Raw genomic sequence first — 18,979 nt, 5'->3', positions numbered from 1 at the left:
ATGACGCTGGCCAGGGCGGCCCATCCGAGCGTTATGGATCCATAACGCTGGCTGGCCCTCTCGAGGCTCCATGGTGCGGATCGTGCGGGTTCTTGTGCGTTGCTAACAGCTCTGAGTACGAGCTATCGTCGGCCGCATGAGCGCACCCACCTCCACCTCCGACGACGTCCTGCGCCTCGTCGTGGGGATGCGGCGCGTGCTCCGCCGCCGGCTGCGCGCGAGGTTCGGGCGGCCGCCGTTGCGCGGGGCGCAGGCCGAGCTGCTGCAGCAGGTCGAAGCCGAGCCCGGGATCGGGGTGGCCGCGGCCGCGCGTGCCCTCTACCTCGCCGGCAACTCGGTGAGCACACTGGTCAACCAGCTCGTCGACGACGGGTTGCTGCGCCGCGAGGCCGACCCCGCCGACCGCCGCGCCGTCCGGCTCTTCCTCACGCCCGGGGCCGTGGACCGCCTCGCGCGGCGCCGCGCCGCACGCCGCGAACTCCTCGACGACGCGTTCGCCCGGCTCGACACCGGCGAGCGGACCGCGATCACCGCCGCGCTCCCCGCCCTGGAGCGGCTCCTCGCCGCCCTCGAGGAGCCGCCCGTCCCGGAACCGGCCGCCCCGCCTCCGCCCACCCCGGAACCGGCCACCCCGGAACCGGCCGCCACCGTTCGGCCCACCCCGGAGCCGGCCACCCCGCTCGCGTCCGCACCCGTCCGGCCCGCACGACCGTCCGCAGGAGAGGCCCCGTGACCAGCTCCTCCGACAGCACCGCTGCACCGGCCGTCCGCTGCACCGGGCTGCGCCAGGCCTTCGGCGACACCGTCGCGGTCGACGGTCTCGACCTCGAGGTCCGGCGCGGCGAGGTCTTCGGCCTGCTCGGCCCCAACGGTGCCGGCAAGACCACCACGATCCGCTCGATCACCACACTGCTGCCCGCCCCGCCCGGCACGGTCACGGTCCTGGGCCGCGACGTCGCCCGACAGAAGACCCAGGTCCGGCGGCTGATCGGGTACGTCCCGCAGCAGCTCTCCGCCGACGGCACGCTGACCGGACGGGAGAATGTCATGCTGTTCGCCCGGCTCTTCGACGTCCCGCGCCGCGCCCGGAAGGTGCAGGTCGAGGGCGTGCTCGAGGCGATGGACCTCGTCGAGGCCGCGGACCGCCCCGTCAAGACCTACTCCGGCGGCATGGTGCGCCGCCTGGAACTGGCCCAGGCGCTGGTGAGCGCGCCGCAGCTGCTCGTCCTCGACGAGCCGACCGTCGGGCTCGACCCCGTTGCCCGGGACGGCGTGTGGGAGCGGATCACCCGGACCCGCGCCGAGACCGGGATGACCGTGCTGGTCACCACGCACGCCATGCAGGAGGCGGACGAGCACTGCGAGCGCATCGCGCTGATGCACCGCGGCCGGGTCCGGGCCCTGGGCACCCCCGAGGAGCTCAAGGGCGCGATCGGGGCCGGGCGGGACGGGGGCGCGGCCACGCTCGACGACGTCTTCCGCCACCACACCGGCGACACCCTCGACAACGACAAGGGAGGGATCCGCGATGTCCGCGCCGCTCGCCGCACCGCCGGCCGCCTGGGTTGACACCGAGCCGGGGCCGGTCGCCCTGCTCCGCACCGCCCTGTCCCGCATCGCCACGATGTGCCTGGTGGAGCTGCAGAAGCTCCGCCACGACCGCACCGAGCTCGTCACGCGCGCGGTGCAGCCCGCGCTGTGGCTGATCATCTTCGGCCAGGTCTTCACCAACATCCACGCGATCCCGACCGGGAACATCCCGTACCTGGACTTCCTCGCCCCGGGGATCCTGGCCCAGTCGGCACTGTTCATCGCGATCTTCTACGGCATCCAGATCATCTGGGAGCGCGACGCCGGCGTGCTGGCCAAGCTCCTCGTGACCCCGACGCCACGGGTCGCCCTGGTCGCGGCGAAGGCGTTCGCGGCCGGGGTGCGGGCGGTGGCCCAGGCCGTCGTCGTGCTGCTGCTGGCACTGGTCCTGGGGGTGTCGCTCACGGCGAACCCGCTGAAACTGCTGGGTGTGGTCGTGGCGCTGATGCTCGGCTCGGCCTTCTTCTGCTGCCTGTCGATCACGATCGCGGGGCTGGTGCTGTCCCGCGACCGGCTGATGGGCATCGGGCAGGCGATCACCATGCCGCTGTTCTTCGCCTCGAACGCGCTCTACCCGGTGGAGCTCATGCCGACGTGGCTGCAGTGGGTCAACCACGTCAACCCGCTGTCCTACGAGGTGGAGGCCCTGCGCGGTCTGCTGATCGGCGCGCCGGCGCGGCTGGGACTCTGCTTCGGCGTGCTCGTCCTCGCCGCCGCCGTGATGATCACGATCGCCAGCTCCCTGCTCCCCCGCCTCACGCGCTGACGCGCCCGCGCGCGGGAGGTGGTGCCGGAGCACCGCTCACGGCGCACGGCAGATCCGCACCACCACCGTGGCGACCTGCTCGGCGATCACGTCGGCGGGGGCCAGCGGGAGCACGATGTGGCTCACCGTGAGCCGGGCGGCGGTCTCGGCGGCGAGCCCGACGACGTCGGCGTCGAGGTCGGGCCGGCGGCGCCGGAGGTACCCCGCGGCCCGCTCCCGCGCCGCCGCCACGATCGGCTCGCTGTCCGTGCCGAACAGCTCCGGGGTGCCGTCCTCGCCGGTCAACAGCGTCTTGAGCAACGGGTTGTCCTCCGCGCGCGCCAGCGCCCCGCGCACCGCCGCGACCCAGGCCGCGTGCAGGTCCGCCTCCCCGGCCAGGGCCTGCTCGATCTCGTCGAGGAACCGTTCGGTGGAGCGCAGGACCAGCGCCGACGCCACACCCCGGCGGTCACCGAACTCGTTGTAGAGCGTCTGCCGGCTCACGCCCACCCGGGTGGCCAGGTCCCGCATCGAGAAGGCCCGGAACCCCCGGTCGACGACGAGCTCCTCGGCGACGTCGAGCGCGTCGTCGCGCAGTCCGACGCGGGCCCGCTGGGCCATCGACCTCGGTTCCATCGCACCAGCCTGGACGCATCCGCCGAATCCGTCAACCATGTGGACACATCGTGTCACAGTGTCTAACGTCGGCGGCACAGCCGAGGTCGAGGGAGACTCACGTGACGGTGATCGAGCAGGTGCGACGGATCGGTGCGGGGATCGGGTCCCTCCCGCGCCACGCCCGCGAGCGGTACTCCTCCGTACTCACCCTGCCGCTGCCCGCGCAGGTCGACCGCGCCCTGCTCGAGCGCTCGGCCGGGGGCGTCGGCTCCCCGCTCTCCCCCGCGCCGGAGGGCCTGCGCCCGGTGCCCGGCGACGAGGGGCTCCCGCTGCTCGGGCACGCGCTCGGCTACGTCCGCTTCGGCACCGACCTCAACCGCCGCCGCAGCGCGCACTACGGGCCCGTCTGGTGGATGCGCACCCCGAACGGCCGTGCGGTCGTCGTCGGCGGGGCGGCCGCCACCCGCGAGGTGCTGACCAACCGGGACAAGGCCTTCTCCCAGGAGGGCTGGCGGGTCCTCGTCGACAGGTTCTTCCACCGCGGGCTCATGCTCATGGACTTCGACGAGCACCGCGCGCACCGGCGGATCATGCAGGAGGCGTTCACCGCCGACCGCATCAAGGCCTACGTCGACCAGGCCGTGCCCGTGATCCGGGACGTCGTGCCGAGCTGGGAGGGTTCGCTGCGGCTCTACCCGACCCTCAAGAAGATGACGCTCGACATCGCCACCCGGGTGTTCATGGACGCCCGCAGCGGGCCGGAGGCGGAGGCCGAGCTTGCGGAGCCGACCCTTGACGCCGACGAGATCAACCGGGCGTTCGTCGACTGCGTGCGGGCGGCCAACGCGTTCGTGCGCTACCCCGTCCCGGGTTCGCGCTGGCAGAAGGGCCTGCGCGGGCGGGCGGTGCTGGAGAAGTGGTTCCGCGACGCGCTGCCGGCCAAGCGCGCGGGGACGGGCGACGACCTGTTCACCGCGCTGTGCCACGTCGTGACGCCGGAGGGCGAGCGGTTCTCCGACGACGACGTCGTCAACCACATGATCTTCCTGATGATGGCCGCGCACGACACGTCGACCATCGCCACGGCGTCGGCCGCGTACCACCTCGCCCGCAACCCCGAGTGGCAGGAGAAGGCCCGCGCCGAGTCGCTCGCCCTGGGCGACAACCCGCCGGACGTCGCCGCCCTGAAGTCGCTGACCACCCTCGACCTCGTGATCAAGGAGGCGCTCCGGATGGACGCCCCGGTCCCGGTCGTGATGCGCACGGCGGTCAAGGACACCGCGGTCGCCGGCCACCACGTGCCGAAGGGCACCCGGGTCGTGGTCGCGCAGGGCGTGAACCACTACGACCCGGCGTGCTGGACCGACCCGGAGACCTTCGACCCCGACCGCTTCTCCGAGGGCCGTCGTGAGGACCGCTCCGACCGCGACGCCTGGGTCCCGTTCGGCGGCGGCGTGCACAAGTGCATCGGCCTGCACTTCGGCACCTACGAGGTCACGGCGATCCTGCACGAGATGCTGCGGACCCACCGCTGGGAGATCGAGCCCGGCTACCGGATGCGCTGGGACAACACCTCGCTGCCCGTGCCCGTCGGCGGGATCCCCGTGCGGTTCCGGCGCTTGTGACGACCTGCGCGCCGGGGGCGATCCAGCACCGCCCACCGCTCAGGGGTAGGCGCCGGCCCGCTTGACCGTCCGCATGATCGGACCGGTCTCGACCTCGCCGATGTTCGGCAGCGCCCCGACCCGCTCGGTGAGGTAGCGGAAGAGGTCGGCCTCGTCCCGGCACACCACGGACGCGGTGAGGTTGGCCCGGCCGGTGGTGGCCGCACAGAAGGCCACCTCGGGGTGCGCCGCGATCGCCCGGCCCGCCTCGAGCAGGTGCGCGGGCGGCACGGTCAGCCACATCCGGGTGTGGGCGTGGAAGCCGAGCAGCCGGTCGTCGACGTCGAAGTCGAAGAACAGCAGGTCGGCGGCCCGCAGCGCCTCGATCCGGCGGGCCACGGTGGACTCCGACCAGCCCGTCGCCGCCGCGAGCTCGGCGTAGGGCGCCCGCCCGTCGCGGCGCAGCACCCGCAGCAACGGCCGGTCCGCGTCGGTGATCCCGGCAGCGGCCTCGGTCCGGAACACCGGGCGCAGGGCGGCGATCTCGTCGGGTTCCAGCACGTCCACGGCGTGGAAGACGTCCGGGCCGCCGCCGAAGACGTGCAGGACGCTGTGCGCGGTCACCGTCTGGATCTGGGCGGTGCGCTGCAGCCGTTGCAGGATCAGCTCGTCGCGCTCCTCGGCCGACCAGGACTGCACGCTCGCGCTGATCTCGGTGCCGCCGGAGAGCAGCTGCACCCAGCGGGTGTCCTCGCGGCGGGCCAGCGCGTGCGCCACCTCCTCCGCACTGCCGGGCCGGCACCGCATCCGGATGATCCACTGGGCGCCGCCCAGACCCGCCCCGCCGACGGCGCCGACCAGCCGCACCCGGTCCGCCTCGCGCATCCGCGCCCAGCGTCTGGCGACGGTCCGGTCCGACACGCCCAGCACCTCGCCGACCCGGGCGAACGACACCCGCCCGTCGAGGTTGAGCGCGTGCATGATCCTGCGGTCCAGTGCGTCGAGTTCCGGCGTCACTACGACCTCCCGTGTCGGATTTCTGCATCCTCGCAGATCTGAGTGCGTATCCACGCACGCAGTCCGGATCCTCGTCGCATGCCTTCTCGTTGGTGGCCGCTCGTGGCCATCTGTCTCGGTTCCTTCATGCTGCTGCTCGACGTCACGATCGTGACGGTCGCGCTGCCCGACATGGCGGCGGACCTGCGGGCGTCGTTCACCAGCCTGCAGTGGGTCCTGGACGTCTACGCCCTCGTTCTGGCCGCCCTGCTGCTGGGCGCGGGGTCGACGGCCGACATCGTCGGCCGGCGCCGGGCCTACGTCGCCGGCCTGGTCCTGTTCGCGCTCGGCTCGCTGGCCTGCGGCCTGGCTCCCACCGCGACGGTGCTGATCACGGCCCGCGGCCTGCAGGGCATCGGTGCGGCCCTGATGTTCGCGACCACCACCGCCCTGCTCAACGCCACCTACTCCGGCCGCGACCGCGGCGTCGCGTTCGGCGTCTGGGGTGCGACCAACGGGGCGGGCTCCGCGCTCGGCCCGCTGGTCGGCGGGCTGCTCACCCAACACGCGGGCTGGCGGTGGATCTTCCTGGTCAACCTGCCGGTGACGGTGCTGACGATCGCCCTGACCCTCGCCGTCTGCGTCGAGACCCGGCGGCCCGGCGTGCGGCTCGACGTGCCCGGCATCCTCGCCTTCACCGTCTTCGCCGGCGCGCTCACCTACGGCCTGATCCGGGCGGGCGACGACGGCTGGACCGCCGCAGGCACCGTCGCCTTCCTCGTGCTCGCCGCCGTCGCGATCGCGATCTTCCTGGGCATCGAGCGGAAGGTCGAGCACCCCCTGCTGGAGCTGCGGCTCTTCCGGTCCGCCTCCTTCTCCGCGACGATCACCGCCGGGCTGGTCCTGATGGCCGCGGCCTTCTCGATGCTCGCGTACATCTCCGTGTGGCTGCAGGGCGTGCTCGGGCTCTCGCCGGTCGCCGCGGGCGTGGCGCTGCTGCCGATGGCGGTGTGTTCGTTCCTGGTGTCGGCCATCGCCGGCCGGGCACTCCAGGGCGTCTCGCCGCGCTGGACCGTGGGCATCGGTCTGGTGCTGGTCGGCGTCGGCTCCGGCCTGCAGTCGATGGTGGGCGCGGAGTCGGGTGCGCTCGCGCTGCTGCCCGGGCTCGCCGTCGTCGGGGTCGGGGTGGGGCTGGCGATCCCCACGCTCACCGCCGCCGCCCTGTCCGCGGCCCCGCCGCAGCTCGGCGGGATGGTCGCCGGGACGCTCAACACCGCGCGGCAGCTCGGGTACGCGCTCGGCGTCGCGGTGCTCGGGCTGGTCTTCCGGAACACCGTCGAGGGGCACGTCTCCGACCCGGGGCTGGTCGAGGCGGTCGTCGCGGGGCAGGCGCCGGGGACCGGTGAGGTGCACGCGGCCGTCGCGGCCGGGCTGCACGCCGGTTCTCTGCTCGCCGGGGCGGCCGGGGTCGTCGGGGGGCTGCTGGTGCTGTTGCTCGTCCGCCCCACCGCACGGGCCCACGCGCCGCAGACCGCGGTCCCGATCCGGGCCTGATCGGAGTATGGCTCCACAACGCGATGAGACGCCCCTCCCCGACACGTTATGGATCCATACTGCGCTGGGCAGCGCCCCGCTGGGGAGTTGTGCAGCCCGGCGCGCGCGGGGATGCGCGGATAGCCTGCTGCGCATGACCCTGCGCATGACCGAGGGCCGGGAGGAGCGCGCGGCCGGCGCGGCGGAGACGGGTGCGGGGCTGGCGGGCTCGCCGTTCCGCGTGGACCGCGACCGGATCGCCGCGTCGCCGTTCTTCGCGCGGCTCGCCGGCGTCACACAGGTCGTGAGCCCCAACGGCGCCGGGCTGCTGCTCCACAACCGGCTCACGCACTCGTTGCAGGTCGCGCAGGTCGCCCGGGCGATCGCCGAGCGGCTCGGCGAGGAGTCCGGGCCGGTGCTCGAGAAGCTCGGCGGCTGCGACCCGGACGTCGTCGAGGCCGCCGCGCTGGCGCACGACCTGGGCCACCCGCCCTTCGGGCACCTCGGCGAGCAGGTCCTCGACCGCCTGGCCCGGGAGCGCCTCGGGCTGGCCGACGGCTTCGAGGGCAACGCCCAGAGCTTCCGGATCCTCACCACGATCGACCTGCACGGCCCCGGGCGCACGGGACTGGGCCTGACGGCGGCGGTGCGCGCCGCCGTCCTCAAGTACCCGTGGGCGCGCCGCGGGTACCCGGACCCGCACCCGAGCGAGGCCGAGCTGCCGCCCCGCGGCGGCGGCCCGCTGCCCGGTGTCCCCGACTCCGGCTCGGCGAAGTTCTCCGCCTACGTGACCGAGCTGGGCGAGCTGCAGGCCGCGCGGGCGCCGTTCCCGGTGGCGCCCTGGCAGCAGACGGTCGAGGCCGCGGTGATGGACACCGCCGACGACATCGCCTACGCCATCCACGACGTCGAGGACTTCCACCGGGTCGGCGTGCTCCAGCAGGCCGGCGTGGCCGCCGAGCTGCGCAGCTGGGAGCGGTCCGTCGAGCCCGGCCCGACGGCGGGGCCCGGTGCTGCCCTGGAGCGGCTGCGCCGCCGGCTCGCCGAGCGCGACGACTGGGTCTACTCCGACGACGCCTTCGCCGCCGCCGTCGCCCGGGTGCGGGCCGAGCTGGTCGACGGCCTGCTCGCCGTGCCCTTCGACGGGTCCATGGCCGCCGAACGGGCCGTCGCCGAGTTCTCCGCGCGCTGGACCTCGCGGCTCGTCGGCGGCATCCGGGTGCTGGAGGAGCCGCCCGTCCGCGCGGCGCACGTGGCGCTCGGCGAGGCGCAGTGGCACGAGGTGGCCGTGCTGAAGTTCGTGCACCAGCAGTTCGTGCTGCGCCGCGCGGACCTGGCCTCGCACCAGCGCGGCCAGGCCACCGTCGTCACCGGGCTGGTCGGCGCCCTGCACGACTGGCTGGCCGACGGCCGCTCGCCGGACGCCCCCGGCCTCCCGCCGCGACTGCACGACCTCGTCGAGCTGGCCCGCGGCGAGTACGCGGCGCTCGCGGAGGAGGGCGTGGTCAAAGCCGCGCAGGTCGGCGACCTCGCCCGCGGCCGGGCGGTGATCGACTACGTCGCCTCCCTCACGGACGCCCAGGCCGGCGCCCTGCTCGACGTCCTCACCGGCCGCTCCGCCCGCCTCTGGACCGACGCCATGGCCCTCTGACCCCGCCGGTATCCGCGAGTCGGCAGTTCCTGCACCGCGAGTCGCGAGTTCCTGCACCGCGAGTCGGCAGTTCCTGCACCGCGAGTCGGCAGTTCCTGCACCCCGAGTCGGCAGTTCCGGGCGTCCGAGTCGCACATCCCGGGAGGTCAGAGCGTGAACGGCCCGCCGACGTACCTCCGGCCGACCTCGTCCTTCGCCGGGTCACCGGGACCGATCCGGTCGGCGAACACCTCGGCGTCGTCTCGCGGCTCGTAGCCGATCGCGGCACCGCCCTCGAGCGACCACACCCGACGGGTATTGGCCGAGACGCCCCAGACCGTCCGGAAGCCCGGTGACGGCGTCGTGAGCGCGGCCTCGACCAGGCGGGCGCAGTCGTCGGGCGAGAGCCAGGTGGAGAGTCCACGCAGGTCGTGGGGCTCGGCGGCGCAGGTGCCGATCCGCAGGCAGACGACGTCGAGGCCGTACCGGTCGTGGTACAGGCTGCCGAGCGCCTCGCCCACCACCTTGCTCACGCCGTAGTAGGAGTCCGGGCGGGGGCCCAGGTCGTCGGGCATCTCGAGATCCGGGTCGTCGGGCTGGTGGACGAACCCGACGGCGTGGTTGCTGGAGGCGTAGACGACCCGCCGCACCCCGGTCTGCCGTGCGGCCTCGAAGACGGCGTACGTGCCCTCGATGTTCGCGTCGCGGATCGAGGCCCAGTCCGCCTCGCCCGAGATCCCGCCGAGGTGGACGATCGCGTCGACGCCCTCGCACGCGGCCACCATCGCGGCGAGGTCGGCGACGTCGGCGGTGAGCGCGCCGAGCTCGTCGATCCCCTCGCGGTCGAGCAGCCGCAGCTCCCGGCCCGGGCGCGGCATCCGCGCGCGCAGCATCCGCCCGATCCGTCCGGCGGCTCCCGTGATCAGAACTCGTTGCACGCCGCGATCCTGCCCTCGCGCACGAGGGGTCGCGCACGGCAGGGTGGTCGGCATGGGTGAGCTCGTCGCCGGCGTCGACTCGTCGACGCAGTCCTGCAAGGTCGTCGTCCGGGACGCGGAGTCCGGGGAGCTGGTCCGCTCCGGCCGGGCCGCGCACCCCGACGGGACGGAGGTCGATCCCAAGCACTGGTGGGCGGCGCTGCAGCAGGCCCTCGACGAGGCCGGTGGTCTCGCCGACGTCGCGGCCGTGAGCGTCGCCGGGCAGCAGCACGGCATGGTGTGCCTCGACGAGACGGGCGAGGTCGTCCGCCCCGCGCTGTTGTGGAACGACACCCGCTCGGCCCCCGCCGCGACCGCACTCGTCGAGGAGCTGGGTGCGCAGGCCTGGGCGGACGCCACCGGTACGGTCCCGGTCGCCTCGATCACCGTGACGAAGCTGCGCTGGCTCGCGGAGAACGAACCCGCCAACGCGGCCCGCACCGCCGCCGTCTGTCTCCCGCACGACTGGCTGACCTGGCAGCTGGCCGGGAACGGCGCGCTCGACGCGCTGGTCACCGACCGGTCCGACGCCTCCGGCACCGGCTACTTCGACGCCTCCTCCGGCGAGTACCGCCGCGACCTGCTGCGGCTCGGGCTGGGCCGCGACGACGTCGTCCTCCCCCGGGTTCTCGGCCCCACCGAGTCCGTCGAGGGCCCGGGTCTCCGGCTCGGTCCCGGCGCCGGGGACAACGCGGGCGCCGCACTCGGGCTCGGGGCAGGCGACGACGTCGTGGTCTCGCTCGGGACCTCGGGTGTGGTGTCGGCGCGGGGCGAACGGCAGGGCAGCGACCCGACCGGCACCATCGCCGGGTTCGCCGACGCCACCGGCGCCTTCCTGCCGCTGGTGGTCACGCTCAACGCGGCCCGGGTGCTCGACGCCGCGGCGCGGCTGCTCGGCGTCGACCACGCCGAGCTGTCCCGGCTCGCCCTCTCCGCTCCGCCCGGCGCCGAGGGCCTCACGCTCGTGCCGTACCTGGAGGGCGAGCGCACGCCGAACCTGCCGCACTCCACCGGCGCGATCCACGGCATGACACTGGCCAACGCCACCCCCGCGAACCTCGCCCGCGCCGCGATCGAGGGCATGCTGTCGGGACAGAAGGCGGGGGTCGACGCGCTGGCCGCGGTGGGGGTGCACGCGCACGAGATCATGCTGATCGGCGGCGCCGCGCGGTCCGAGGCGGTGCGCCGCATCGCCCCCGGCGTCTTCGGCGTCCCGGTCGTGGTGCCCGAACCCGGCGAGTACGTGGCCGACGGCGCCGCCCGCCAGGCCGCCTGGGTGCTCGCCGGCGGTTCCGAGCCGCCTGCCTGGGAGGCCGGCGGCACACCCGAGCGCTACGAGGCCGCGCTCACCGCGGGCCTCGAGGACCGTTACCGCGAGGCGGCGGAGAAGTACCTCCCGCGCTGACCGTGATGGCGGTCCGGCAGGGGAAGCGTCCGCTTTCGAACGTTCCCCTGCCGGGATGCGGATCTCGGGGGCTACAGCAGGGTGAGGACCGGATCGTCGCGGTGGAGGCGGGTCGTGTCGATCGCGCCCGCCGGGTCCTCCCCCGCCTGCGTGCGGTCCGCGACCCGCACGTACTCCCGGCCCCGGTTCGCCGTGTTGCGCAGCCGGATGATGTTGGGGAAGCGGCCGACCGCCTTCATGTCCCCCACGCCCGTCAGGAAGATCAGCTGCACGCCGTTGGCGGCGGCGACCTTGCGCTGCAGGTCGAGGAAGACCACGTAGTTGGCCTTGCCGAGCGGGTTGTCGAGCGGCAGCGCACCCAGGCCCGGCAGGTCCCGGCCCCGGCTGGTGGCCCGCAGCTTCGCGACCATGCAGAACAGCAGCAGCGAGATGGTGACCTTCTCACCGCCGGACCACTTCCGCATCCGTTCCACCGGCACCCGCTCCAGCGCGAGCGTGGTCGACGGCTTGAGCACCCGTGCCTTCCAGTTGCCGTCGCCCACCACCGCGTTCGTGGCCTGCCACAACAGCTCCTGGCCGCGCGGGACCTCCGCGCCCCGCGAGGTGAGCAGGTCGACGAGCCGGGCGCAGCGGTCCCGCACCACCACGTCGGCGGTCTCGACGGCCGACCGCGGCCCGACGTCGAGGAACCGGTGCCCGGCCCACGGCCCGAGGTTCTCCGGCAGCTCGGACAGCGACTGCGCGCGGGCCAGCGACTTGAGGGCCTGGCGCACCATGCCGGTCATGGCCGTGACGACGACCGACTTGTGCTCCTCGAGCTCCTCCAGCCGGCCCCGCAGGTTCGCGGCGTAGGTCTCCAGCTCCCCGGCGAGGTGCTCCGCCTCCGGACCCAGCTCGCCGGCCACGTCGGTGACCCGGAAGCGGTCCCGCACCGCCGGCTTGACCGCCGAGAACCGGTCCGCGGCGGACCAGAGGACGATCTCCCGCGCCACCTTCTCGACGGCGCCGCGGCCGCGCCGGACCGCTGCACCCGCCGCGTCGAGGCGGTCGCGGACGGCGGTCACCTCGGCAGCGGCCTCCTCGACGGCGATCCCGTCCGCGTCCACGCCGGCGGTCTCCTCCGGCGGAGGCTCGACGCCGAGCAGCTGCGCCTGATGGCCCAGCTCCGACGCCCGCTCCCGCGCCTCGGTCCGCAGCCCGCCGACCTTCTCGTGCTCGGTCCGGGCGCGCTCGGTGGCCGCCCGGTGCGCGGCGTGCTCCTCCGCGGCCTCGGCCGCGAGGGCGAGCGCCTCGGCGGCATCGGCCGGCGGCGGATCGGGGAGGTCTCCGCCGGCCGGGAGCCGCGCCAGCTCGGCCTCGGCGAGCCCCACCGCGGACCGGGCGGAGCCCACGGCCTCGTCCGCGGCCTGCGCCGTCTGCTCGGCCCGCGCCGTCGCCGCGGCACGGGCCTCGGCATCGACGGCCTCGGGACCGTCGGCCAGGGCCGCCGCGGCCTCGCGCACGGCCGCGGGCAGGGCACCCACCTGCTGCGCGGGGACCTCGACGGCCCGCCGCGCCTCGACGACCGCCGCGACCAGCGCGGAGTCGGAGACCTCCCGCGCGTAGGCGCGTTCGGCGCTCTCCCAGGCCCGCCGGGCCTCGGTCAGGGACAGCGCCTCGGCCGTCTCGAGGTCGCCGGCCGGCACGTCGAGCCCGTCCCGGGCCTCCCGCAGTGTCGCCGTGCTGCGGCGCACCGCCGCGGCCAGCTCCTCGGCCTCCCGTGCCTGCCGCCGGGCCGTCTCCTCCGCCGACCCGGCCTGCTCGACCTCCGCGTGTGCGGCCTCGATCTCGGCCGGCAGCGCCTGGGCCCGCGCGCGGGACTCGCCGGCGGCGGCCAGCCGCTCGGCCAGCCCGTCGAGCACGGCCGCGGCGACCCCGGCTGCCCGCCGGGTCGCCTCCGCGGCCTCGCGCCGGCGTTCGCAGTCCTGCTCCCGCTCGTCGACGGCGGCGAAGTCGGCCGCGACCCGCGCGGCGTCCTCGTCGACCCGGGCGAGCTCCTCGGCGGCCCCCGTGACCTCGCCGTCGAGCGACGCCAGGGTGCCGGGCGGGCAGTCGGCGCGCAGCGCGCGGACGCTGCGGCGCAGGTCGTCGTCGCGTTCCCGGTCGGCGACCAGCGCGGCGTCCCGGCCGGCCCGGTCGGCCCTCGTCCGTTCACGGGCAGCGGTCTCGGCCCCGGCGGCGGCCGGGTCGGTGAGCGCCGCGGCGGGGGTGACCAGCTCGAACTGCTCCGCGGCACCACCCTGCACGACGGCATCGAGAGCAGCGGTCGTGGCGAGGACGAGGGCCGTGGTCGGCCGGATCCCGGCCTCGGCGAGCGCCTGCCGCGCCGCCGGCAGGTCCGCCTCCGCGTGCACCAGCAGTCCGGACGCCAGCGCCGGTGCCGCGCGCAGCACGGCCGCGTGCTCCCGCTGCGGGACCGAGTCGGCCAGGTACCGCCACCCCGTGGCGACGGCGATCCCGGCGGCCTCCACGGCCTCCTGCGCCCGGGTGAGGTCCAGCGTCGGCGGGAGCAGCCCGGACGCCGCCAGGGCCTCGAGTGCCCGCTCGTCCTCCGCCCCCTCGACGGCCAGCTCCACCCGGTGCCGGTCGGTGCGCGCGAGTGCCGCGGTGAGCAGGTCCTCGAGGTCCCCCGCCTCGGCGACCGGGTCCACCTCGTCGCCGCCGGTCAGCGCGCGCAACCGGTCGTCGGCGGCCAGCTCGGCCACCCGGCTCCGCAGGCCGGCGGCGCGCTCGGCCGCCGTGCGGTGCCGCTCGAGGAGGGCGCGCCGCGCGGTCGCGAGCGAGTCCGCCGCCGCCCGCAGCTCGTCCCGCCGTTCCCGGAGCCCGGCCCGCTCCTCCAGCAGCCGCTCCAGCTCGGCGGCGGCCTCGGCGTCGGCCGCCCGGTGTCGCTCGACGGCCGCCGCGACCTCCTCCTCCGGCCCGAGGTGCCCCTGCCCGCGCGCCACCGCGATACCGGCGTCGAGCTCCGCGAGCCGGGTGCGCAGGGCCGCGAGCTCGCCGGAGAGCCGTCCCTGGATGCTCGTCGCGGATCGGGCGCGCTCCCGCGCCGCCTCCGCCGCCGCGCGCGCCGACGACAGCCGGTCGTCGAGCTCCGCGGCCTGCTCGGCCTGTTCCACGAGCGTCTCGTCAAGACTCCGGGCGTACCGCGCAGCGGCCTCGGCGAGCTTGCGCCGCAACGGTTCCGCGTCCTCCTCGATCGCCGCGAGCTGCTCCTCCAGCGACCGCACCCGCGCCCGGGCCTCGCGGAGCCGGAGCACGTCGACGACCCCGCGCCAGGCGGCGAGCGCCGCCCGCGCCCGCTCCTGGCCGGCCTGCGCCTCCGCCAGCTCGGTCCGGGCCGCGTCGAGCCGGTGGCGCGCCGCGAGGGCACGCAGGGCCGCCTCCCGCTCCTCGGCCGCGGCCGCCAGCCCGCGCAGCTCCGTGACCTGCGCGGACAGCTCCTCCTGCCGGTCGGAGGACGCGGCCTCCTCCTGCCGGGCCCGGCGCACCCCGGCCGCGATCGCGCCCGCCAGGCCGGCGGCCCGCTCCTGCACCGCGCGCTCGGCCTCCTCGGCCTCGGCGAGTGCCGTGCGGCCCTCGGCGAGCGCGCGGAGCAGCGGCACGGCCTCCGAGGCGAACGCCAGGTCGGCGAGCAGCTCGGGCCGCTCGGCCAACCCCGACCGGACCCGCTCGAGGATCGCCGACACCTGTCCGGGCACCTCGGGGTCGACGATCAGCTCCAGCAGGTACCGCACGAACTGGTCCGCGTTGCGGAACTGGAACTGGCCCTCGATGCCGCCCTCGGTGGCGTTCATCTGCAGCAGTGCGGTGAAGAGGGCCGGGTCGAGACCGTGCTCGTCGAGGAGCCGGGCCCAGCGGTCCTGCCCGTCCGTGATCGCGACGCCCGCCTGCGGGACCGCGTCCCACGTGCGCAGCGCGGCGAGGAAGTCCTTCTGGGTGGCCGGCCGACCGTCGATCTCGAACGGCAGCAGGTCGAGCTCCGCCCGCCCGGGCTGCGGCCGGAACAGGTACCAGCGTGAGGTGAGCCGGTCGTGGTCCCGGTTCGGGTCGGCCGGCTGGGCCCGGTCGGCCCACTCGTGCACCGCGCCCGTGACCAGGCAGCGCCCGTCCGGGCCGGACCACTCGACGACGACGTGGGCGGTGTCGGCGCCCAGCACGTAGTCCTCGAGGTGCTTGCCGGTGGCGGCGGTGGCCAGGAAGTCCCGGCGGCGGGGGCGGATCAGCGCGCAGATCAGCGAGAGCACGGTGGACTTCCCGCCGCCGTTGCGCAGCCAGAGGATCGAGTCGAGGGGGTGCCCGTCCCGCTCGTCCGTGAAGTCCAGGGTGACGTCGAGGAAGCGCGCCGCCGTCGGCCCCACCCGGTCCAGCCGGACCCGGCTCATCTTCCACATGACCGGGGCCGTCACGCCGCTCCTCCCACCGCACGCAGCTCGCGCAGTGCGTCGAGGGCCGCACCGCCGGCCGAGTCGGCGACGAGGAGCCGGAAGCGGTCGGTGAGGTGGTAGACGTCCGGGCCCAGCGAGGTCGCCTCGCGGGCCGCGCCCTGGTCGACGAGCCAGCCCAGCGCGTCCTCGATCACCTTCAGCGTGCAGCCCCGGGCACGGCGGCCCGTCTGCGTGGTGATCAGCTGCGGCATGTCGGCGTAGACCTCGGCGGCCGCCCGGGCACGCTCCTCCGGCGTGCCCTCGCCGCCCTCCTGGCCCTGCAGCGTGTCGATCGCCGAGCGGAGGAACTCGTCGACCTTCACGACGTCGACCAGCTTGGTCTCCGGGTCGTCGAAGTCGACGTCCTGCGGGTAGGCGTAGGCCGCGATCCCGAGCAGGACCAGGCCGAACACCAGCCGTTCCGCCTGGTCCATGGTGCGCAGGTCGGCGAGCCGGGTGGCGAACGCGCCGCCGGGCTCGGGCGCGAGCACGATCCCCGACCGCGGGGTGCCCAGCACCTCGAGACCGAGCCCCTCGGCCATGGTGTCGACGACGTCCCGGAACCGCAGCTCGGACCGGTACCGGTCCAGCAGGGCGCGGTAGTCGCTGCCCTCGACCGGCCGGGCACGGCGCTGCAGACCGAAGGCCACCAGCTCGGCCGCCGCCCTGACCTCGGTCAGGTCGGCCGCGACGGAATTGCTCATGCCTCGCCCCGCTCGGAGTGCCGCTCGGACGGGTCCCTCACGGCGCCACCAGCTCCAGTTCGTCCTCCTCGACCCCGGGTCCGCCCTCCTCCGGCGCGGCGGCGCGGAGCAGCAGGTCCCGGCCGCGCGCGAGGCGATGGTCCAGGCGGGTCCCGTCGTCCTCCGCCGCGAGGCCGGCCGCCAGCTCGACCGAACCGTCGGGCTCCTCCTCGTCCGCCACCGGGTCGGGGGCGAAGGCCCACAACGCCGACAGCAGGACCAGCTCGGCCACCTCGTCCGATCCGCACCCGTCGAGCAGGTCCGACAACCGGGCCGGCTCGACGCGGGCGCCGTCGAGCACCTCGCGCGCCGCCTCGACGACGGCGGCGGGGTACCGCTGCACGTCCTCCTCCGCGGCCTCGTCGAGCCCGGCCTCCTCGGTCACCGGCTCGACGGCCTCGCGCTGGCGCGGCGGCGCCCACAGCTGGTCGAGCAGGTCGTCGAACCGGACGAGCCGGGGCACGCTGACCCCGAGCGAGCGGTCGGCGAAGGCCGTGGTGACCTCGACCGCCTGCTCGCGCGGCAGGACGAGGGCGGGCCGCAGCACGTCCTCCCCCAGCGCGAGCATCCGCAACCGGCGGCGCTTCGCCAGCCGCTGCCGGACCTGCGCGGCGAGGAAGACCTCGCGGGCGCCCACCAGCCGCCGTTCCAGGTCGAGGTGGACCTGACGGACCCGCCCGAGCAGGTCCACGATCCGCCCGGACGCCGCCCGCACGTCGCCGCTGGTCTCGGCGTCGAGCCCGCTCTGCACGTGCTCGAGGAACCGGTCGTCCTCGCCGATGCGCTCCTCCACGTGCCGGCGGGCGATCGCGAGCCGCTCCGGCACGTCGACCAGCCAGTCGTGGCTCCCCACGTCCCGGCGGGTCGCGTCGAGCAGCTCGGACAGCGTCGCGGCGATGCCGACCGACGTGCGCTCGGCCTGCGCGGCGGTGCGCACGGCGGCGTCGAAGCGGCGGTCGTCGAGCTGGCGCTGCAGGACGTGCGCCAGCGCGCGGTCCGCGTCCTCCAGGTCGACGTCGAGACCGTGCAGGAAGAGCGTGATGGCCTGGTCCGACGCCACCAGCACCGGCCCGTACTCCGCCTCGCGCAACGAGAGCAACCGGAAGCTGTAGGGCTCGCGCTCCACCCGCTCGCCGGACAGGTCGGCGAACCAGTAGGTGAAGCGGCGGTGCTCGTGCGCCTCGTTGAGCAGGCCCTTCAGCACCACCTGCGCGACGTCCCGCGCCTGGTGCGCGCGGTCCGGCCGCATCCGGGCCGCCAGTGCGGTCAGGTCCTCCGCGACCTCCTCCAGGGTCGCCTCCCGCGCGAACCCCATCGACCCGACGACGAGGTCCACGGCGGCGAGGGCGAGCTGGCGGAGGTCGAACAGCTCGTCGTCGATCCCGGCGTGCGCCGCGTTGCGCACCAGCCGCGCGATCGGGTCCGTGAGCGCGAGCGCGCGCCACCGCGCCCGGGCGGTCGCGTCCGCCGCGGGCGACACCACGGAGGCGGCGGCCGTCATGGTCACGACCTTAGAAGGGCCTACCGACAGAAAACTCTCAGGCCCCTCTCACCTGCGATCGGGACACTCGAAGAGGAACCGGAAAGGAGACCGCCGTGATCGCCTCCCTCCTCGGGCTGTTGCTGGTGCTGTTCCAGCTGGTCCTGCTCGCGCGGGTGGTCGTCGACTGGATCGGGGTGCTCTCCCCCGGCAGCGGCGGCGCCGCCCTCTACCAGGCCCGCCGCGTGACCCACGGGATCACCGAGCCCGTGATCGCGCCGGTCCGCCGGGTGGTGAAGCCGGTGAACCTCGGCGGCATCAGCCTGGACCTGGCCTTCATCATCGTCTTCGTCGGCGTGCTGATCCTGCGCACCACCCTCGTCCCGCTGATCCCCTTCTGATCGGGCGGGCCGCCCGCATACCCCACCCCCACCCGGGTAGCCGCGGGCATGACCGACCCCCAGAACCCCGAGCACAGCAGGGCCGAGGACGAGCCCGCCCTGCCCGACGACCCGGTCGACCAGGACGCGGAGCCGACGATGACGGCGCCGCCGGAGGACCGCCCCGACGGGGGCACGCAGGACCCGCGTGGCGACAGCCCGGACGTGGCCGACGCCGACGGCGAGGGCTGAGCCCCGGGTCGTGGGCCGCTGAAGAGCTCAGCCGGTCTGCGGCGAGTCCTCCCCCGGCAGCAGCACCCGGGCGAGCCGGCGGATGCGTTCGGGGGTGACCCGGCCCTGGACGGAGTCCCGCACGACCCGGAACCGGGCCGCGCGGACCTGGCGTGCCGTCACCTCGGTGACCACGGGTTCGTCAGCCTGGTCGCTCATCGTCGTCCTCCGTGTCGAGCACGAACTCCTCGCGGGCGGCACCGGTGGGTTCCGGCGGCGCGAAGGCCCGGTCGAGCTCGTCCAGGATAGCGTCGACGCGCTTCGCGTACCGCCGGTTGAAGGCGTACCAGTGCCCCACGATCCGCCGCTCCTCCAGCATGTGGCGGGCGGCCTCCGGGGCGACCTTCCCCTCGACGACCCAGTCGTAGACCTGGCTGCACCAGCCCAGCAGCGCGGTGTCCTCCTCCCGGCGCCGCTTGCCCTCGCCGACCAGGATGTTGGCCACGGCGCCGAGCAGCGCGCCGAGGAGCCCGCCCAGGAAGCTCGCCCACGTCGCACCCATCGACGCGGACGGTAGCGGGCCC

The 18,979-nt window shown here is 75.1% G+C and carries 17 protein-coding genes; 9 read left to right on the top strand and 8 right to left on the bottom strand.

Going from position 1 to position 18,979, the window contains the following annotated elements; translation table 11 throughout:
• The first annotated feature begins 136 nt into the window (after window positions 1-136).
• The 3 genes from LWC35_RS21730 to LWC35_RS21720 are packed head-to-tail and all read left to right on the top strand — an operon-like array spanning window position 137 to window position 2,356.
• Window positions 137-733, top strand: coding sequence for a MarR family winged helix-turn-helix transcriptional regulator (locus LWC35_RS21730; protein ID WP_232872021.1), 597 nt, complete (start codon window positions 137-139; stop codon window positions 731-733).
• Window positions 730-1,569: an ABC transporter ATP-binding protein gene (locus LWC35_RS21725; protein ID WP_232872020.1), complete on the top strand. Its 840-nt coding sequence runs from the start codon at window positions 730-732 to the stop codon at window positions 1,567-1,569. Before LWC35_RS21730 ends, LWC35_RS21725 begins: the two co-directional genes overlap by 4 nt.
• Entirely contained in the window at window positions 1,529-2,356 is an 828-nt protein-coding gene (locus LWC35_RS21720; protein WP_232872019.1) for an ABC transporter permease, read from the top strand. The genes LWC35_RS21725 and LWC35_RS21720 overlap by 41 nt, the downstream gene beginning before the upstream one ends.
• Window positions 2,357-2,392: 36 nt before the next feature.
• Here LWC35_RS21720 and LWC35_RS21715 read toward each other — a convergent pair whose 3' ends face one another.
• Window positions 2,393-2,971, bottom strand: coding sequence for a TetR/AcrR family transcriptional regulator (locus LWC35_RS21715; protein WP_232872018.1), 579 nt, complete (start codon window positions 2,969-2,971; stop codon window positions 2,393-2,395).
• A gap of 107 nt (window positions 2,972-3,078) precedes the next feature.
• On the opposite strand from LWC35_RS21715, the gene LWC35_RS21710 reads away from it, so the two are divergent.
• Window positions 3,079-4,578 carry a cytochrome P450 gene (locus LWC35_RS21710; protein WP_232872048.1) on the top strand — a complete coding sequence of 500 codons (1,500 nt, stop codon included), beginning with the start codon at window positions 3,079-3,081 and terminating at the stop codon, window positions 4,576-4,578.
• A gap of 39 nt (window positions 4,579-4,617) precedes the next feature.
• Here the strand turns inward: LWC35_RS21710 and LWC35_RS21705 are convergent, their stop codons facing one another.
• Window positions 4,618-5,574: an Lrp/AsnC family transcriptional regulator gene (locus LWC35_RS21705; RefSeq protein ID WP_232872017.1), complete on the bottom strand. Its 957-nt coding sequence runs from the start codon at window positions 5,572-5,574 to the stop codon at window positions 4,618-4,620.
• 78 nt (window positions 5,575-5,652) lie between these two features.
• Here LWC35_RS21705 and LWC35_RS21700 point away from each other — a divergent pair, with 78 nt between their 5' ends.
• Together LWC35_RS21700 and LWC35_RS21695 are read left to right on the top strand one after the other, a co-directional pair.
• Complete coding sequence (locus LWC35_RS21700) at window positions 5,653-7,107, top strand: MFS transporter (RefSeq protein WP_232872016.1); 1,455 nt, start codon at window positions 5,653-5,655, stop codon at window positions 7,105-7,107.
• 133 nt (window positions 7,108-7,240) lie between these two features.
• The gene (locus tag LWC35_RS21695) at window positions 7,241-8,737 is read left to right on the top strand and encodes a deoxyguanosinetriphosphate triphosphohydrolase family protein (protein ID WP_372463078.1); all 1,497 of its coding nucleotides are present in this window, start codon (window positions 7,241-7,243) and stop codon (window positions 8,735-8,737) included.
• Between the two features lie 146 nt (window positions 8,738-8,883).
• On the opposite strand, the gene LWC35_RS21690 is transcribed toward LWC35_RS21695, so the two are convergent.
• Window positions 8,884-9,654, bottom strand: a complete 771-nt coding sequence (locus LWC35_RS21690; RefSeq protein ID WP_232872015.1) for an NAD-dependent epimerase/dehydratase family protein — start codon at window positions 9,652-9,654, stop codon at window positions 8,884-8,886.
• A 52-nt stretch (window positions 9,655-9,706) separates the two neighbouring features.
• On the opposite strand from LWC35_RS21690, the gene xylB reads away from it, so the two are divergent.
• On the top strand, window positions 9,707-11,098 hold the full coding sequence (xylB, locus tag LWC35_RS21685) for a xylulokinase (protein WP_232872014.1): 1,392 nt from the start codon (window positions 9,707-9,709) through the stop codon (window positions 11,096-11,098).
• A gap of 71 nt (window positions 11,099-11,169) precedes the next feature.
• Here the strand turns inward: xylB and LWC35_RS21680 are convergent, their stop codons facing one another.
• Genes LWC35_RS21680 through LWC35_RS21670 form a run of 3 tightly spaced genes read right to left on the bottom strand, consistent with a single transcriptional unit; the run spans window position 11,170 to window position 17,805 of the window.
• Window positions 11,170-15,543 carry a coiled-coil domain-containing protein gene (locus LWC35_RS21680; protein WP_232872013.1) on the bottom strand — a complete coding sequence of 1,458 codons (4,374 nt, stop codon included), beginning with the start codon at window positions 15,541-15,543 and terminating at the stop codon, window positions 11,170-11,172.
• On the bottom strand, window positions 15,540-16,265 hold the full coding sequence (locus LWC35_RS21675; protein WP_232872012.1) for a hypothetical protein: 726 nt from the start codon (window positions 16,263-16,265) through the stop codon (window positions 15,540-15,542). The genes LWC35_RS21680 and LWC35_RS21675 overlap by 4 nt, the downstream gene beginning before the upstream one ends.
• Before the next feature lie 37 nt (window positions 16,266-16,302).
• Entirely contained in the window at window positions 16,303-17,805 is a 1,503-nt protein-coding gene (locus tag LWC35_RS21670; protein ID WP_232872011.1) for a hypothetical protein, read from the bottom strand.
• A 95-nt stretch (window positions 17,806-17,900) separates the two neighbouring features.
• Here LWC35_RS21670 and LWC35_RS21665 point away from each other — a divergent pair, with 95 nt between their 5' ends.
• Both LWC35_RS21665 and LWC35_RS21660 read left to right on the top strand, forming a co-directional pair.
• Window positions 17,901-18,185, top strand: coding sequence for a YggT family protein (locus LWC35_RS21665; RefSeq protein ID WP_232872010.1), 285 nt, complete (start codon window positions 17,901-17,903; stop codon window positions 18,183-18,185).
• A gap of 48 nt (window positions 18,186-18,233) precedes the next feature.
• Entirely contained in the window at window positions 18,234-18,416 is a 183-nt protein-coding gene (locus LWC35_RS21660; RefSeq protein WP_232872009.1) for a hypothetical protein, read from the top strand.
• Window positions 18,417-18,443: 27 nt separating this feature from the next.
• Here the strand turns inward: LWC35_RS21660 and LWC35_RS21655 are convergent, their stop codons facing one another.
• Window positions 18,444-18,614: a hypothetical protein gene (locus tag LWC35_RS21655; RefSeq protein WP_232872008.1), complete on the bottom strand. Its 171-nt coding sequence runs from the start codon at window positions 18,612-18,614 to the stop codon at window positions 18,444-18,446.
• The gene (locus LWC35_RS21650) at window positions 18,598-18,957 is read right to left on the bottom strand and encodes a hypothetical protein (RefSeq protein ID WP_232872007.1); all 360 of its coding nucleotides are present in this window, start codon (window positions 18,955-18,957) and stop codon (window positions 18,598-18,600) included. The genes LWC35_RS21655 and LWC35_RS21650 overlap by 17 nt, the downstream gene beginning before the upstream one ends.
• Between the last annotated feature and the right edge of the window lie 22 nt (window positions 18,958-18,979).

The organism is Pseudonocardia kujensis (assembly GCF_021283305.1).
GTDB classification, from domain to species: Bacteria; Actinomycetota; Actinomycetes; order Mycobacteriales; family Pseudonocardiaceae; genus Pseudonocardia; species Pseudonocardia kujensis.
The sequence above is the reverse complement of the archived record's forward strand: the minus strand, read 5'-3'. Positions and strand labels throughout refer to the sequence as shown.

Bases quoted from the DNA above. Each gene is read 5' to 3' on its own strand.
- LWC35_RS21660 (WP_232872009.1), top strand. From the start codon at position 18,234: ATGACCGACCCCCAGAACCCCGAGCACAGCAGGGCCGAGGACGAGCCC.
- LWC35_RS21695 (WP_372463078.1), top strand. From the start codon at position 7,241: ATGACCCTGCGCATGACCGAGGGCCGGGAGGAGCGCGCGGCCGGCGCG.
- LWC35_RS21715 (WP_232872018.1), bottom strand. From the start codon at position 2,971: ATGGAACCGAGGTCGATGGCCCAGCGGGCCCGCGTCGGACTGCGCGAC.
- xylB (WP_232872014.1), top strand. From the start codon at position 9,707: ATGGGTGAGCTCGTCGCCGGCGTCGACTCGTCGACGCAGTCCTGCAAG.
- LWC35_RS21700 (WP_232872016.1), top strand. From the start codon at position 5,653: ATGCCTTCTCGTTGGTGGCCGCTCGTGGCCATCTGTCTCGGTTCCTTC.
- LWC35_RS21650 (WP_232872007.1), bottom strand. From the start codon at position 18,957: ATGGGTGCGACGTGGGCGAGCTTCCTGGGCGGGCTCCTCGGCGCGCTG.
- LWC35_RS21730 (WP_232872021.1), top strand. From the start codon at position 137: ATGAGCGCACCCACCTCCACCTCCGACGACGTCCTGCGCCTCGTCGTG.
- LWC35_RS21655 (WP_232872008.1), bottom strand. From the start codon at position 18,614: ATGAGCGACCAGGCTGACGAACCCGTGGTCACCGAGGTGACGGCACGC.
- LWC35_RS21670 (WP_232872011.1), bottom strand. From the start codon at position 17,805: ATGACGGCCGCCGCCTCCGTGGTGTCGCCCGCGGCGGACGCGACCGCC.
- LWC35_RS21675 (WP_232872012.1), bottom strand. From the start codon at position 16,265: ATGAGCAATTCCGTCGCGGCCGACCTGACCGAGGTCAGGGCGGCGGCC.
- LWC35_RS21720 (WP_232872019.1), top strand. From the start codon at position 1,529: ATGTCCGCGCCGCTCGCCGCACCGCCGGCCGCCTGGGTTGACACCGAG.